We start from the raw sequence: 12,893 nt of genomic DNA, 5'->3' as shown, positions 1-12,893 counted from the left end.
GAATTCGACACACCCCACCCAACGCCACACCCCGGCCCGAGGACACCCCCGGACCGGTCACACCATACGAATCAACGACCCGCGAAGTACGGGTCTAGGAGACCCGACACTCATGAGTGTTCTTCTTTCCGATACCGCACTGCTTTTCGGGCGGTACGCCCGTCAGTCGCTGCGCTCCAAGTTCCAGATGCTCTTCGGCGCACTGATGCCACTGCTGTATCTGGTCTTCTTCGGTCCCTTGCTGACCGGTCTGCCGCTCGGCTCGCAGGGCGATTCGTGGCAGGTCCTCGTTCCCGGCCTGCTCCTCCAACTCGGCCTGTTCGGCGCCCTGTTCGCCGGTTTCTCGGTCATCCTCGAACAGCAGTCCGGCGTACTGGAGCGGATGCGGGCCACCCCCGTCAGCCGGCTCGCACTGCTCCTGGGGCGCGTGCTGCGGGACGCGGCACTTTTCGTGCTCCAGGCGGTACTGGTGGTGCTGGCCGCGACGGTGCTCGGGCTGCGGGCTCCGCTGGGCGGCATCCTGATCGGCTTCGCGTTCGTGGGCGTACTGACGATCGCGCTCGCCTCGCTGTCGTACTCCGTCGCACTCAAGGTCTCCCGCCCGCAGGATTTCGGTCCCCTGATCAACGGGCTGAGCATGCCGTCGATGCTGCTCTCCGGCCTGATGCTGCCGATGACGCTGGCGCCGGGGTGGCTGGATGTGCTGTCGCACTTCATGCCGTTCCGCTACCTGGTGGACGCGATGCGGGCGGGCTATGTGGGCGATTACGCGGGTACGGCGATGCTGTACGGCGTGCTCGTGTCGGCCGCGCTGGTGGCGGTCGCCGTGACGGTGGGCACACGGGTCTTCCGGAAGGCGGGGGCGTAGCTAGGCTCGGTTGCATGGTCAATCTGACGCGCATCTATACCCGTACCGGCGACAAGGGCACCACCGCCCTGGGCGACATGAGCCGCACCGCCAAGACCGATCTGCGGATCTCTGCTTACGCCGACGCCAATGAGGCCAATGCCGCCATCGGGACGGCGATCGCCCTCGGGCAGCTCGACGAGGCCGTGGTGAAGGTCCTCGTCCGGGTCCAGAACGACCTCTTCGACGTGGGCGCGGATCTGTCCACTCCGGTGGTCAAGGACCCGAAGTACCCGCCGCTTCGTGTCGAGCAGTCGTACATCGACAAGCTGGAGGCGGACTGCGACCGCTTCCTGGAGGAGCTGGAGAAACTGCGGAGCTTCATCCTGCCGGGGGGCACGCCTGGAGCGGCGCTGCTGCACCAGGCGTGCACGGTGGTGCGGCGGGCGGAGCGGTCGACGTGGGCGGCGTTCGAGGTCCACGGGGAGGTCATGAATCCGCTGACGGCGACGTATCTGAACCGGCTGTCGGACCTGCTGTTCATCCTGGCCAGGGTGGCCAACAAGGAGGTCGGGGACGTGCTGTGGGTTCCGGGCGGCGAGCGGTAGGGGCGCATCGCCTGCGGCGGGCTTGTTGCCCACCCCGCCCCTTCCCGAACTGGGGGCAAGCCCCCAGACCCCCGGACGGGCTGGATCCGGCCGCACCAACCAGCCCCTCCGGCGTTTGAGGAGCGGGGCCTGGGGCAGCGCCCCAGTTCGGGAAGGGGCGGGTCGGGGAAAGGCGCCGCGCAGCGGCCCGCCCGTACCCCAGCCCCCGCTATCCCACTGGCTCCCGCTTCGGGAACACCGTGTACGCCCCCGCGATGATCGCGTTGATGCCGATCACGAAGCGCATCTTCTGCTGCCACATCCGCAGCGACCCGACGTCCCCGTCCCCACCCACGTACCAGATCGCCACCTGAAGCAGCCCCATCGCGATCCCCGCCCCCAGCATCCACCGCCCCGCGACCTTCCACTCGTGGACCGCGCGAGCCATCCCGTACTTCGGCGGCCGCACCGGCGCCGACCCGCCAGCGAAGCGGTGGGCAAACCGGGCGTCGGCCCACTTGATTACGCGATGGCCGAACGCGACCGTGAAGCCGATGTAGACGGCCGCGAGACCGTGCTTCCAGTCCGGCTCAGCGCCGTTCTTCAAGTCGACGGCCGTGACGACCAGCAGCACGACCTCCAGCAGCGGCTCCATGAGCAGCACGGCCACCCCGGCGCGCGGCATCTTCGCCAGGTAGCGCAGGGCCAGGCCCCCGGCCAGCAATACCCAGAAACCGACTTCGCAGATGATGATCAGCGCGACGATCACAGTGTTCACTCCCCTCCCGTTATGCTCCCAACCCTCCCGTCCGCGAAGCCCCGAATCGTCGTCGCCAATGACGAACCCGCACTGCATCCTTCGATGTAGCCGCGGCTCAACCCGCACGGGGAGGACGAGCCGGTCCGCGCCGTGTTGGATGGTGACGTGACCCGCTTCCCCCGCCCGCATCGCGACGGCGTCCTCCTCGCGGTGATCGGCCTGCTCGGCGGAGTCCTCCTGTGGGGCCTCGGGCTGCACACCACCGCCTTCCGGGACCTGACGCCGTCCTGGGTGACCCTCGTACCGCTCGCGGTGATGGCCTCAGTGGAGCTGCTGCGCAGGTCGTGCCCCAGTACGGCCCTGCTCATCGGCACCGTCGCCCTGATTGCCGACCAGTTCACCCACGGCAATCTGGCGACCGTCCTGATGTACACGGACCTGATGTACGCCGCCGTGGTGTACGGAACTCCCGGAGCGGCCCGCCGGATCCCCGTCATCACGGGCCTGATCACCGTGGCCATGACGATCGCCGCCCTGGCCTGGCTCCGCCGCCCGGAGGCGCTGCTCATCGGCGTCGGCACCGGCCTGGTCTCCTTCGCGCCCGCGATCACCGGCGCCAGCCTGCGCAACCACCGCGAGGCGGCGGAGGCGGCCCGGCTGCGCGCCGAACAGACCGCGCTGCTGGCCGAGATCGACCGTAACCAGGCCATCACGGCCGAGCGCTCCCGCATGGCGCGCGAGCTGCACGACATGGTCGCCAACCACCTGTCCGCCATCGCGATCCACTCCACAGCCGCGCTGTCCATCGCAGAGCCGCAGGCGTCTACGGACGCGCTGGCCGTCATCCGCGAGAACAGCGTCCAGGGCCTGTCCGAGATGCGCAGGCTCATCGGTCTGCTCCGCGACAGCGGCGGAGCGGACCAGGAGCCCGCTGTCGCCCCCGCGCTCGACGGGCTCGACGCCCTCATCGCCAAGGTCCGTACGGTCGGCGCCGACAGCGGACTCGTCTTCGTCCTCGACGACGGCCGCGAACCGGGCAGCGGCCGGCTCCCCGCGCCGGTCGAGATGGCCGCGTACCGGATCGTCCAGGAGTCCCTCACCAACGCGCTCAAGCACGCCTCCCCCGGCACGGTCACGGTGACGCTCGCGCACACCGACCACACGCTGACGGTCGGCGTGACCAGCCCGTACGGCGAGCGGCCCGGCCCACGCGCGCCCGGTTCGGGTGCGGGCCTGGTGGGGATGCGGGAGCGGGTCACGCTGCTCGACGGGTCGCTGGAGGCGGGCCCCGTCACCGCGGCGGACGGCACGAAGATCTGGCAAGTACGGGCGCGACTGCCCGCCGAGGACGATACGGAGCTGTACGCATGACGACGATTCGGGTACTGGTCGCCGAAGACCAGTCGGCCGTACGGGCGGGCCTCGTGCTCATCCTCAACAGTGCCCAGGACATCGAGGTGGTGGGCGAGGCCGCGGACGGCGAGGCGGCGGTCGCCATGGCGCGCGAACTGCGCCCGGACCTGGTGCTGATGGACGTACAGATGCCGCGCCTGGACGGGGTGTCGGCGACCCGGCAGGTGGTGGCGGAGCAGCTCGCCGACGTCCTGGTGCTGACGACTTTCGATCTCGACGAGTACGTCTTCGGGGCGCTGCGCGCCGGGGCCGCGGGCTTTCTGCTGAAGAACACGGACGCGAAGGACCTGATCGAGGCGGTACGCACCGTGGCGCGCGGCGAGGGTCTGATCGCGCCCGCCGTCACCCGCCGGCTGATCGCGGAGTTCGCGTCGCCCGCGCCCGTACGGTCCGCCAACGCGCCTGGTCACCAGGCCCTCGATGCGCTTACCCGGCGGGAGCGGGAGGTGCTGTCGTGTCTCGGGGAAGGGCTGTCGAACGCGGATATCGCCTTACGCCTGACCATGGCCGAGGCCACGGTGAAGACCCATGTGAGCCGCCTGCTCGGGAAGCTGGAGCTGCGCAGCCGGGTGCAAGCCGCCGTACTCGCTCAGGAGTTGGGAATCTGACAGCTTGATGTCCACCGGGCATACTCCTCTGGTCCAGACCTCTTGACGATTGGTCCAGACCTTCCTACGCTCACCGCACCGCAGTAGTGGTGAGCGTGCCATGACAACAAGGTGTGCTCGCCCAGCGGCGCAGGTCCTATCCCCGTTCACCGCCGGACCTCTCTCTTGGGAGCACCCTTGAGTACAACACCCCCCCTACGCACCCGCTTCAGAACCAGAGCGGCAGCCGGTCTCACCGCGCTGATCGTGCCGCTCGCCGCCATGGTCGGCCTGGCCTCCCCCGCACAGGCCGCCGCCTCGGCGACCGCCTCGTACACCAAGGTCTCCGACTGGGGCACCGGCTTCGAGGGCAAGTGGACGGTGAAGAACACCGGCACCACCACCCTGAGCAGCTGGACCGTGGAGTGGGACTTCCCCGCCGGTACGTCCGTCACCTCCGCCTGGGACGCCGACGTCACCAGCTCGGGCAACCACTGGACCGCCAAGAACAAGAGCTGGGGCGGCAATCTCGCGCCCGGCGCCAGCGCGTCCTTCGGCTTCAACGGCACCGGCACCGGCTCCCCCAGCGGCTGCAAGCTCAACGGCGGGTCGTGCGACGGCGGTTCGGTGCCCGGTGACACTCCGCCGACCGCACCCGGCACGCCTTCCGCGAGCACCATCACCGACACGTCGGTGAAGTTGTCGTGGACCGCCGCCACCGACGACAAGGGCGTCAAGAACTACGACGTGCTGCGCGACGGCGCCAAGGTCGCGACGGTGACCGCGACGACGTACACGGACAGCGGGCTCACCGCCGGCACCGACTACTCGTACTCCGTGCAGGCCCGTGACACCGCCGATCAGACGGGCCCGGTCAGCGGCGCCCGCGCGGTCAGGACCACTGGCGGCGGCACCGACCCGGGCCCCGGCCCGGGCGGCCAGGTCAAGCTGGGCTACTTCACCGAGTGGGGCATCTACGGACGCAACTACCACGTGAAGAACCTGGACACCTCCGGCTCGGCCGGCAAGATCACGCACATCAACTACTCGTTCGGCAACGTCCAGGGCGGCAAGTGCACCATGGGCGACAGCTTCGCGGCGATCGACAAGGCCTACACCGCCGACCAGAGCGTCGACGGCAAGGCCGACACCTGGGACCAGCCGCTGCGCGGCAACTTCAACCAGCTGCGCAAGCTCAAGGCGAAGTACCCGAACATCAAGGTGCTGTGGTCGTTCGGCGGCTGGACCTGGTCCGGCGGCTTCACCGAGGCCGTCAAGAACCCGGCCGCGTTCGCCGACTCCTGCTACAAGCTGGTGGAGGACCCGCGCTGGGCCGACGTCTTCGACGGCATCGACCTGGACTGGGAGTACCCGAACGCCTGCGGCCTGTCCTGCGACACGAGCGGCCCGGCCGCGTTCAAGACCATGATGCAGGCCATGCGCGCCAAGTTCGGTACGAACAACCTGGTCACCGCCGCGATCACGGCCGACGCCTCGGCCGGCGGCAAGATCGACGCCACCGACTACGCCGGAGCGGCCACGTACTCCGACTGGTACAACGTGATGACGTACGACTTCTTCGGCGCCTGGGCGGCCAAGGGCCCGACGGCCCCGCACTCCCCGCTGACCTCGTACCCCGGCATCCCGCAGGCCGGCTTCAACTCGGCCGACGCCATCGCCAAGCTCAAGGCCAAGGGCGTCCCCGCGAAGAAGCTGCTGCTCGGCATCGGCTTCTACGGGCGCGGCTGGACGGGCGTGACGCAGAAGGAGCCGGGCGGCACGGCGACCGGCGCGGCCGCCGGGACGTACGAGTCGGGCATCGAGGACTACAAGGTCCTCAAGACCAAGTGCCCCGCCAACGGTACGGTCGCGGGCACGGCGTACGCCCACTGCGGCACCGACTGGTGGAGCTACGACACCCCCGCCACCATCGGCTCCAAGATGAGCTGGGCGAAGGGGCAGGGCCTGGGAGGCGCGTTCTTCTGGGAGTTCAGCGGTGACACCGCCAATGGGGAGCTGGTGACCGCGATCAACAACGGTCTGAAGTAGTGAAGAAGGCTTGAAATAGTCGGGGGGACGGGTCCTGTGACCCGTCCCCCCGACTATTTTTCTTCGCCTGTCTACGCCACGTTCACGCGCTGGCCGGGAGGCGCGGCCTCCAGCCAGGCGAGGAAACCGGTGAGGGCGTCCTCGCTCATCGCCAGCTCCAGGCGCGTACCGCGGTGCGAGCAGCCGAGGATGCAGGCGTCGGACAGCAGCGCCAGCTCCTCCTCGCCCTCGGGCGAACGGCGCGAGAGCACCTCGATCGCCGAGCGTTCGAGAGTGCGGCGCGGGCGGGGCGCGTACGAGAAGACGCGGAACCAGTCGATGCGGTCGCCGCTGTAGCGGGCGACGCCGTACACCCACCCCTTGCCGGAGCGGTCGGGCTCCTCGGGGATGTTCCAGCGCAGGCTGCAGTCAAAGGTGCCACCGGAGCGCTGGATCAGCCGCCGGCGCAGCCCGAAGACGAAGAGTCCCACCAGTACCAGCGCGACTACCGAGCCGCTCACGAGCAGAGCGAGGAACATCTCCACCGACCTCCTCGCGTCATCTCGTCCAGTACCGGCAACAAAACAAAACTTTTCCAGATGTATCGCCTCAGCCGCGACCCGCCCTGGAGTATCCAGTACGGGCCGCGGCTGAGGTCAAAACTCGTCGTCGCGAGACTCAGTGTCCCGCAACGGCGCTCAGTCGGACGGCGGCGCGGCGCTCGGCGGCGGCATCCGCCTCCGCCTTCGCCCGCTCCAGCGCCCGCTCGGCGCGCTCAAGGTCGATCTCGTCCGACAGCTCGGCGATCTCCGCGAGCAGAGACAGCTTGTTGTCGGCGAACGAGATGAACCCGCCGTGCACCGCGGCGACGACAGTGCCGCCGTCGCTCGTACGGATCGTCACCGGGCCCGACTCCAGCACACCCAGCAGCGGCTGGTGACCGGGCATGACGCCGATGTCGCCGGACGTGGTGCGCGCGACGACCAGGGTGGCCTCGCCGGACCAGACGTTACGGTCCGCCGCGACCAGCTCGACGTGCAGCTCAGCAGCCAAGGTGGCTCCTCGGGTCACCACCCGGCGGTAGTGCCGGGTGTTGGGTCAATTCTAGGGGGCGTACGGAGAGGGGCGGGACGTACCCGCCCCTCTCCCACGAGTCACGTGAGTCACTAGCGTGACTCGCGCGGCTCACTGCGTTCAGGAAACGCCGAGCTCCTTGGCCTTGGCCTTGAGGTCGTCAATGCCACCGCACATGAAGAACGCCTGCTCCGGGAAGTGGTCGTACTCGCCGTCACAGATCGAGTTGAACGCGGCGATCGACTCGTCGAGCGGCACGTCCGAACCGTCCAGGCCAGTGAACTGCTTGGCGGCGTGGGTGTTCTGCGACAGGAATCGCTCGACGCGACGGGCACGGTGGACAACAAGCTTGTCCTCCTCGCCCAGCTCGTCGATACCGAGGATCGCGATGATGTCCTGGAGGTCCTTGTACTTCTGCAGGATTCCCTTGACGCGGCTGGCCGCGTCGTAGTGGTCCTGCGTGATGTAGCGCGGGTCCAGGATGCGGGACGTCGAGTCCAGCGGGTCGACCGCCGGGTAGATGCCCTTCTCCGAGATCGGACGCGACAGAACGGTCGTCGCGTCCAGGTGGGCGAAGGTGGTCGCCGGCGCCGGGTCGGTCAGGTCGTCCGCGGGGACGTAGATCGCCTGCATCGAGGTGATCGAGTGACCACGCGTCGAGGTGATGCGCTCCTGGAGCACACCCATCTCGTCAGCCAGGGTCGGCTGGTAACCCACTGCGGACGGCATACGGCCGAGCAGCGTGGAGACCTCGGAACCGGCCTGGGTGAAGCGGAAGATGTTGTCGATGAAGAGCAGCACGTCCTGCTTCTGCACATCGCGGAAGTACTCCGCCATGGTCAGGGCGGACAGGGCGACGCGAAGACGCGTGCCCGGCGGCTCGTCCATCTGGCCGAAGACCAGCGCGGTCTTGTCCAGAACACCCGACTCGGTCATCTCGTCGATGAGGTCGTTGCCCTCACGAGTGCGCTCACCGACACCGGCGAACACCGACACACCCTCGTGCAGCTTCGCCACACGCATGATCATTTCCTGGATGAGGACCGTCTTGCCGACGCCCGCACCACCGAACAGACCGATCTTTCCACCCTTGACGTACGGGGTGAGAAGGTCGACGACCTTCAGGCCGGTCTCGAACATCTCGGTCTTGGACTCGAGCTGGTCGAAGGCCGGAGCCTTGCGGTGGATCGGCCAGCGCTCAGTGATCTGAGCCTCGGCGTCGGGGTCGTTCAGGATCTGACCAAGGGTGTTGAACACCTTGCCCTTGGTGATGTCACCGACCGGCACCATGATGCCCGCGCCCGTGTTGGTCACCGGGGCCTGGCGGACCAGACCGTCGGTGGGCTGCATCGAGATCGCGCGGACAAGGCCCTCACCCAGGTGCTGGGCGACCTCGAGGGTCAGCAGCTTGCGCGCGCCCTCCTCGGCCGGGTCGTCAACCGATACGTGCAATGCGTTGTAGATCTCCGGCATCGCGTCGACGGGGAACTCCACGTCGACGACCGGGCCGATGACCCGGGCGACGCGGCCCGTGGCGGCGGCCGTCTCAACAGTGGTCGTCATTACTTGTCACTCCCCGCGGTCGCGTCGGCCAGAGCGCTGGCGCCACCGACGATCTCGCTGATTTCCTGGGTGATTTCGGCCTGGCGGGCCGCGTTGGCAAGCCGGGAGAGGCTCTTGATGAGATCCCCGGCGTTGTCGGTCGCCGACTTCATCGCACGACGGCGGGCGGCGTGCTCGGAAGCGGCGGCCTGCAGCAGTGCGTTGTAGATACGGCTCTCGACGTAGCGCGGCAGGAGGGCGTCGAGGACGTCCTCCGCCGACGGCTCGAAGTCGAACAGCGGAAGGATCTCGCCCTTGTTGCTGTTCTCGTCCGCTACCTCGTCGAGCGAGAGCGGCAGCATCCGGTTGTCCACCGGGTTCTGCGTCATCATCGACACGAATTCCGTGAAGACGATGTGCAGCTCGTCGACACCGCCCTCGGCCGTCTCCGTCTGGATGGCCTCGATCAGCGGTGCGGCGATGTTCTTGGCATCCCCGTACGACGGGCTGTCGGTGAAGCCGGTCCACGACTCCGCGACCTTGCGCTCGCGGAAGTTGTAGTAGGCGACACCCTTGCGGCCGACGAGATACGTGTCGACCTCCTTGCCCTCGCCGGCGAGGCGCTCACGGAGCCGCTCTGCCGCCTTGATGGCGTTGGAGGAGTAGCCGCCGGCCAGACCGCGGTCGCTCGTGATGAGCAGAACCGCGGCGCGGGTCGGCGCCTCGACCTCGGTGGTCAGGGGGTGCTTGGTGGTGGAGCCGGTCGCCACCGCGGTCACCGCACGGGTGAGCTCGGTCGCGTACGGCATCGATGCCGCCACCCTGCGCTGCGCCTTGACGATGCGCGAGGCGGCGATCATCTCCATCGCCTTGGTGATCTTCTTGGTCGCGGTGACGGCTTGGATGCGACGCTTGTAGACCCGGAGCTGCGCTCCCATGAGTCAGGTCCCTTCCGTCGTCACTTGGAGACGTTGACGGCCGGCGCGTCCTCGCCCAGGAGCTGGCCGTCCGAGGTCTCGAACTGCCGCTTGAAGGCCGCGATGGCGTCGGCGACGGACTGCAGCGTGTCGTCCGACATCTTGCCGCCCTCGCGGATCGAGGTGAGGAGTTCCTTGCGCTCGCGGCGCAGGTACTCCAGCAGCTCGGCCTCGAAGCGGCGGATGTCCTCGACCGGTACGTCGTCCATCTTGCCGGTGGTGCCGGCCCAGACGGAGACAACCTGCTCCTCGACCGGGACCGGGGCGTACTGCGGCTGCTTCAGCAGCTCGACCATGCGCTTACCGCGCTCCAGCGACGCCTTGGAGGCCGCGTCCAGGTCGGAACCGAAGGCGGCGAACGCCTCCAGCTCGCGGTACTGGGCGAGGTCCACGCGCAGTCGGCCGGAAACCTGCTTCATGGCCTTGTGCTGGGCGGAGCCACCGACACGCGAGACCGAGATACCGACGTTCAGCGCCGGGCGCTGGCCCGCGTTGAACAGGTCGGACTCCAGGAAGCACTGGCCGTCGGTGATGGAGATGACGTTGGTCGGGATGAACGCCGACACGTCGTTCGCCCGGGTCTCGACGATCGGAAGACCGGTCATCGAGCCGGAGCCCATGTCGTCCGACAGCTTCGCGCAGCGCTCGAGCAGACGCGAGTGCAGGTAGAAGACGTCGCCCGGGTAGGCCTCGCGGCCCGGCGGACGGCGCAGCAGCAGCGACACGGAACGGTAGGCGTCGGCCTGCTTCGACAGGTCGTCGAAGATGATCAGGACGTGCTTGCCGCCGTACATCCAGTGCTGGCCGATGGCCGAACCGGTGTACGGCGCCAGGTACTTGAAGCCGGCCGGGTCGGAAGCCGGGGCGGCGACGATCGTCGTGTACTCGAGCGCGCCCGCCTCCTCCAGCGCACCGCGAACGGACGCGATGGTGGAGCCCTTCTGGCCGATGGCGACGTAGATGCAGCGAACCTGCTTGTTCACGTCGCCCGAGCGCCAGTTGTCGCGCTGGTTGATGATCGTGTCGACTGCCAGAGCGGTCTTGCCGGTCTGACGGTCACCAATGATCAGCTGACGCTGGCCACGGCCGATCGGCACCATCGCGTCGACGGCCTTGTAGCCGGTCTGCATCGGCTCGTGGACCGACTTGCGGACCATGACGCCGGGGGCCTGCAGCTCGAGGGCGCGACGGCTTTCGGTCGCGATCTCGCCGAGACCGTCGATCGGGTTGCCGAGCGGGTCGACGACGCGGCCGAGGTAACCCTCGCCGACGCCGACGGAGAGGACCTCACCGGTGCGCTGCACCGGCTGTCCCTCCTCAATACCGCTGAACTCGCCGAGGACGACGACACCGATCTCGCGCTCCTCGAGGTTGAGGGCGAGACCGAGGGTGCCGTCCTCGAACTTCAGCAGCTCGTTCGCCATGGCCGAGGGAAGACCCTCGACCTTCGCGATGCCGTCGCCGGCAACGCTTACCGTTCCGACCTCCTCGCGCGAGGCCGCGTCCGGCTGGTACGACTGGACAAAGTTCTCCAGTGCGTCCCGGATCTCCTCCGGCCGGATCGTGAGCTCCGCCATCTGGGTTCCCTGCTCTCCTTGTTGGGCCCGAAGTTCTTGGGGGTCTGGGGGCCGTCCCCCAGGAATCTTCTGCAATCTCTGCACGGCCCAACCGGGCCGCTGGTGATACGTGTTCAGTTACTGGCTGGTCAGCCGGCCATGCGGCGGGTCGCCTCTTCGAGACGGTCCGCGATGGTCCCGTTGATGACCTCGTCACCGACCTGTACCTGAATCCCGCCGAGGACCTCGGGGTCCACTTCGAGGTTCAGGTGCATCTGGCGCCCGTACAGCTTCGCCAGTGCGGCGCCGAGGCGCTGCTTCTGCTGGTCGGTGAGCGGCACCGCCGTGGTGACGACGGCGACCATACGGTCCCGGCGCGCCGCGGCGATCTTGGACAGGGTTTCGAGTCCCGCCTCCAGGCTACGTCCACGCGGCTGAACCACGAGACGCACCACAAGACGCTCGGTGACCTGCTGGGCCTTGCCGCCGAGCAGGCTGCGCAGCAGCTCGCTCTTGGCGGCCGCCGAAGCCGACTTGTCGGTCAGCGCGGCCCGCAGCCCGGCGTCGGACGCGACGATCCGGCCGAACCGGAACACCTCGTCCTCCACGTCGTCGAGTACGCCGGCCTGCTGCGCCGCGGTGAGGTCGGCGGTGGCCGCCAGCTCCTCGATCGCGTCGACCAGGTCCCGCGAGCGCGACCAGCGGGAGCGGACCATGCCGGAGACCAGGTCGGCGGCTTCGCCACCCACCTGACCGCTCAGCAGTCGCGCGGCCAGGTCGGCCTTGGCCGATCCGGCCTGCGCCGGGTCGGTCAGGACCCGACGCAGCGACACCTCGCGGTCGAGCAGCGCGGTGACGGCGGCCAGGTCGCCAGCGAGCTTCGCAGCGTCGACCGACGTGTTGTCGGTCAGCGCGTCGAGACGCTCACGTGCGGCAGCCAGTGCCTCGCGGCTCGCTCCGTTCATCGGGCAGCCTCGGCCTTCTCCTCAAGCTCGCTGAGGAAACGGTCGATGGTGCGGCTCTGCCGGGCGTGGTCCTCGAGGGACTCGCCGACGAGCTTGCCGGCCAGGTCGGTGGCGAGCTTGCCCACGTCCTGACGCAGCGCCTGTGCGGCCTGCTTGCGGTCCGCCTCGATCTGGGCGTGGCCGGCGGCGATGATTTCCTCGCGCTGGCGCTGACCCTCTGCCCGAAGTTCTTCCTTCAGGACAGTGCCCTGCTCAAGCGCCTCCTGGCGCATGCGGGCGGCCTCGTGGCGGGCCTCGGCGAGCTGAGCCTTGTACTGCTCAAGCACGCTCTGGGCCTCGGTCTGAGCCGCGTCGGCCTTCTCGATACCGCCCTCGATCGCCTCGCGGCGCTGCTCCAGAACCTTGTTGATGTTCGGGAGGAGCTTCTTGGCGAGGAAGCCGAAGACGATAGCGAAGGCAATCAGACCGATGACCAGCTCGTCGAGATGCGGGACGAGAGGATTCTGAGGCTCCTCCGCCTGCGCAAGGAACAGAGCGTTCACATCAGTGCCTTCCGT

The 12,893-nt window shown here is 68.4% G+C and carries 13 protein-coding genes; 5 read left to right on the top strand and 8 right to left on the bottom strand.

Annotation, left to right across the window (positions count from 1 at the left end; translation table 11 throughout):
• Positions 1–112: 112 nt before the first annotated feature.
• Positions 113–868, top strand: coding sequence for an ABC transporter permease (locus tag J7E96_RS23160; protein ID WP_215133582.1), 756 nt, complete (start codon positions 113–115; stop codon positions 866–868).
• A gap of 14 nt (positions 869–882) precedes the next feature.
• The gene (locus J7E96_RS23155) at positions 883–1,455 is read left to right on the top strand and encodes a cob(I)yrinic acid a,c-diamide adenosyltransferase (protein ID WP_215133581.1); all 573 of its coding nucleotides are present in this window, start codon (positions 883–885) and stop codon (positions 1,453–1,455) included.
• A gap of 208 nt (positions 1,456–1,663) precedes the next feature.
• On the opposite strand, the gene J7E96_RS23150 is transcribed toward J7E96_RS23155, so the two are convergent.
• Positions 1,664–2,203 carry a hypothetical protein gene (locus J7E96_RS23150; protein WP_215133593.1) on the bottom strand — a complete coding sequence of 180 codons (540 nt, stop codon included), beginning with the start codon at positions 2,201–2,203 and terminating at the stop codon, positions 1,664–1,666.
• Between the two features lie 156 nt (positions 2,204–2,359).
• Between J7E96_RS23150 and J7E96_RS23145 the strand changes: the two genes are divergently transcribed.
• The 3 genes from J7E96_RS23145 to J7E96_RS23135 all read left to right on the top strand — a co-directional run bounded on the left by J7E96_RS23145 (position 2,360) and on the right by J7E96_RS23135 (position 6,243).
• Entirely contained in the window at positions 2,360–3,565 is a 1,206-nt protein-coding gene (locus J7E96_RS23145) for a histidine kinase (RefSeq protein ID WP_308296093.1), read from the top strand.
• Positions 3,562–4,215, top strand: a complete 654-nt coding sequence (locus J7E96_RS23140) for a response regulator transcription factor (RefSeq protein ID WP_215133580.1) — start codon at positions 3,562–3,564, stop codon at positions 4,213–4,215. The genes J7E96_RS23145 and J7E96_RS23140 overlap by 4 nt, the downstream gene beginning before the upstream one ends.
• A gap of 261 nt (positions 4,216–4,476) precedes the next feature.
• Entirely contained in the window at positions 4,477–6,243 is a 1,767-nt protein-coding gene (locus J7E96_RS23135) for a glycoside hydrolase family 18 chitinase (protein ID WP_215133591.1), read from the top strand.
• A gap of 71 nt (positions 6,244–6,314) precedes the next feature.
• On the opposite strand, the gene J7E96_RS23130 is transcribed toward J7E96_RS23135, so the two are convergent.
• The 7 genes from J7E96_RS23130 to J7E96_RS23100 all read right to left on the bottom strand — a co-directional run bounded on the left by J7E96_RS23130 (position 6,315) and on the right by J7E96_RS23100 (position 12,878).
• Positions 6,315–6,761 (bottom strand): DUF2550 domain-containing protein, encoded by a 447-nt coding sequence (locus J7E96_RS23130; protein WP_214971977.1) that lies wholly within the window; start codon positions 6,759–6,761, stop codon positions 6,315–6,317.
• Positions 6,762–6,900: 139 nt separating this feature from the next.
• On the bottom strand, positions 6,901–7,275 hold the full coding sequence (locus J7E96_RS23125) for a F0F1 ATP synthase subunit epsilon (protein WP_215133579.1): 375 nt from the start codon (positions 7,273–7,275) through the stop codon (positions 6,901–6,903).
• A gap of 141 nt (positions 7,276–7,416) precedes the next feature.
• Positions 7,417–8,859, bottom strand: coding sequence for a F0F1 ATP synthase subunit beta (gene atpD, locus J7E96_RS23120; protein WP_215133578.1), 1,443 nt, complete (start codon positions 8,857–8,859; stop codon positions 7,417–7,419).
• Positions 8,859–9,776: a F0F1 ATP synthase subunit gamma gene (locus J7E96_RS23115; protein WP_215133577.1), complete on the bottom strand. Its 918-nt coding sequence runs from the start codon at positions 9,774–9,776 to the stop codon at positions 8,859–8,861. Before J7E96_RS23115 ends, atpD begins: the two co-directional genes overlap by 1 nt.
• Before the next feature lie 20 nt (positions 9,777–9,796).
• A complete protein-coding gene (gene atpA / locus J7E96_RS23110) occupies positions 9,797–11,392 on the bottom strand; it encodes a F0F1 ATP synthase subunit alpha (RefSeq protein ID WP_215133576.1) in 1,596 nt (531 codons plus the stop codon).
• A 128-nt stretch (positions 11,393–11,520) separates the two neighbouring features.
• The gene (locus J7E96_RS23105) at positions 11,521–12,336 is read right to left on the bottom strand and encodes a F0F1 ATP synthase subunit delta (protein ID WP_215133575.1); all 816 of its coding nucleotides are present in this window, start codon (positions 12,334–12,336) and stop codon (positions 11,521–11,523) included.
• Positions 12,333–12,878 (bottom strand): F0F1 ATP synthase subunit B, encoded by a 546-nt coding sequence (locus tag J7E96_RS23100; RefSeq protein WP_215133574.1) that lies wholly within the window; start codon positions 12,876–12,878, stop codon positions 12,333–12,335. Before J7E96_RS23100 ends, J7E96_RS23105 begins: the two co-directional genes overlap by 4 nt.
• Between the last annotated feature and the right edge of the window lie 15 nt (positions 12,879–12,893).

It is taken from the genome of Streptomyces sp. ISL-96 (assembly GCF_018614035.1).
GTDB lineage: Bacteria > Actinomycetota > Actinomycetes > Streptomycetales > Streptomycetaceae > Streptomyces.
This window is presented reverse-complemented; position numbering and strand designations above follow the sequence as displayed.

What these genes read in the sequence shown, in the direction of transcription:
- J7E96_RS23160 (WP_215133582.1), top strand. Translation starts at nt 113, where the DNA reads ATGAGTGTTCTTCTTTCCGATACCGCACTGCTTTTCGGGCGGTACGCC.
- J7E96_RS23155 (WP_215133581.1), top strand. Translation starts at nt 883, where the DNA reads ATGGTCAATCTGACGCGCATCTATACCCGTACCGGCGACAAGGGCACC.
- J7E96_RS23140 (WP_215133580.1), top strand. Translation starts at nt 3,562, where the DNA reads ATGACGACGATTCGGGTACTGGTCGCCGAAGACCAGTCGGCCGTACGG.
- J7E96_RS23135 (WP_215133591.1), top strand. Translation starts at nt 4,477, where the DNA reads ATGGTCGGCCTGGCCTCCCCCGCACAGGCCGCCGCCTCGGCGACCGCC.
- J7E96_RS23130 (WP_214971977.1), bottom strand. Translation starts at nt 6,761, where the DNA reads ATGTTCCTCGCTCTGCTCGTGAGCGGCTCGGTAGTCGCGCTGGTACTG.
- atpD (WP_215133578.1), bottom strand. Translation starts at nt 8,859, where the DNA reads ATGACGACCACTGTTGAGACGGCCGCCGCCACGGGCCGCGTCGCCCGG.
- J7E96_RS23115 (WP_215133577.1), bottom strand. Translation starts at nt 9,776, where the DNA reads ATGGGAGCGCAGCTCCGGGTCTACAAGCGTCGCATCCAAGCCGTCACC.
- atpA (WP_215133576.1), bottom strand. Translation starts at nt 11,392, where the DNA reads ATGGCGGAGCTCACGATCCGGCCGGAGGAGATCCGGGACGCACTGGAG.
- J7E96_RS23105 (WP_215133575.1), bottom strand. Translation starts at nt 12,336, where the DNA reads ATGAACGGAGCGAGCCGCGAGGCACTGGCTGCCGCACGTGAGCGTCTC.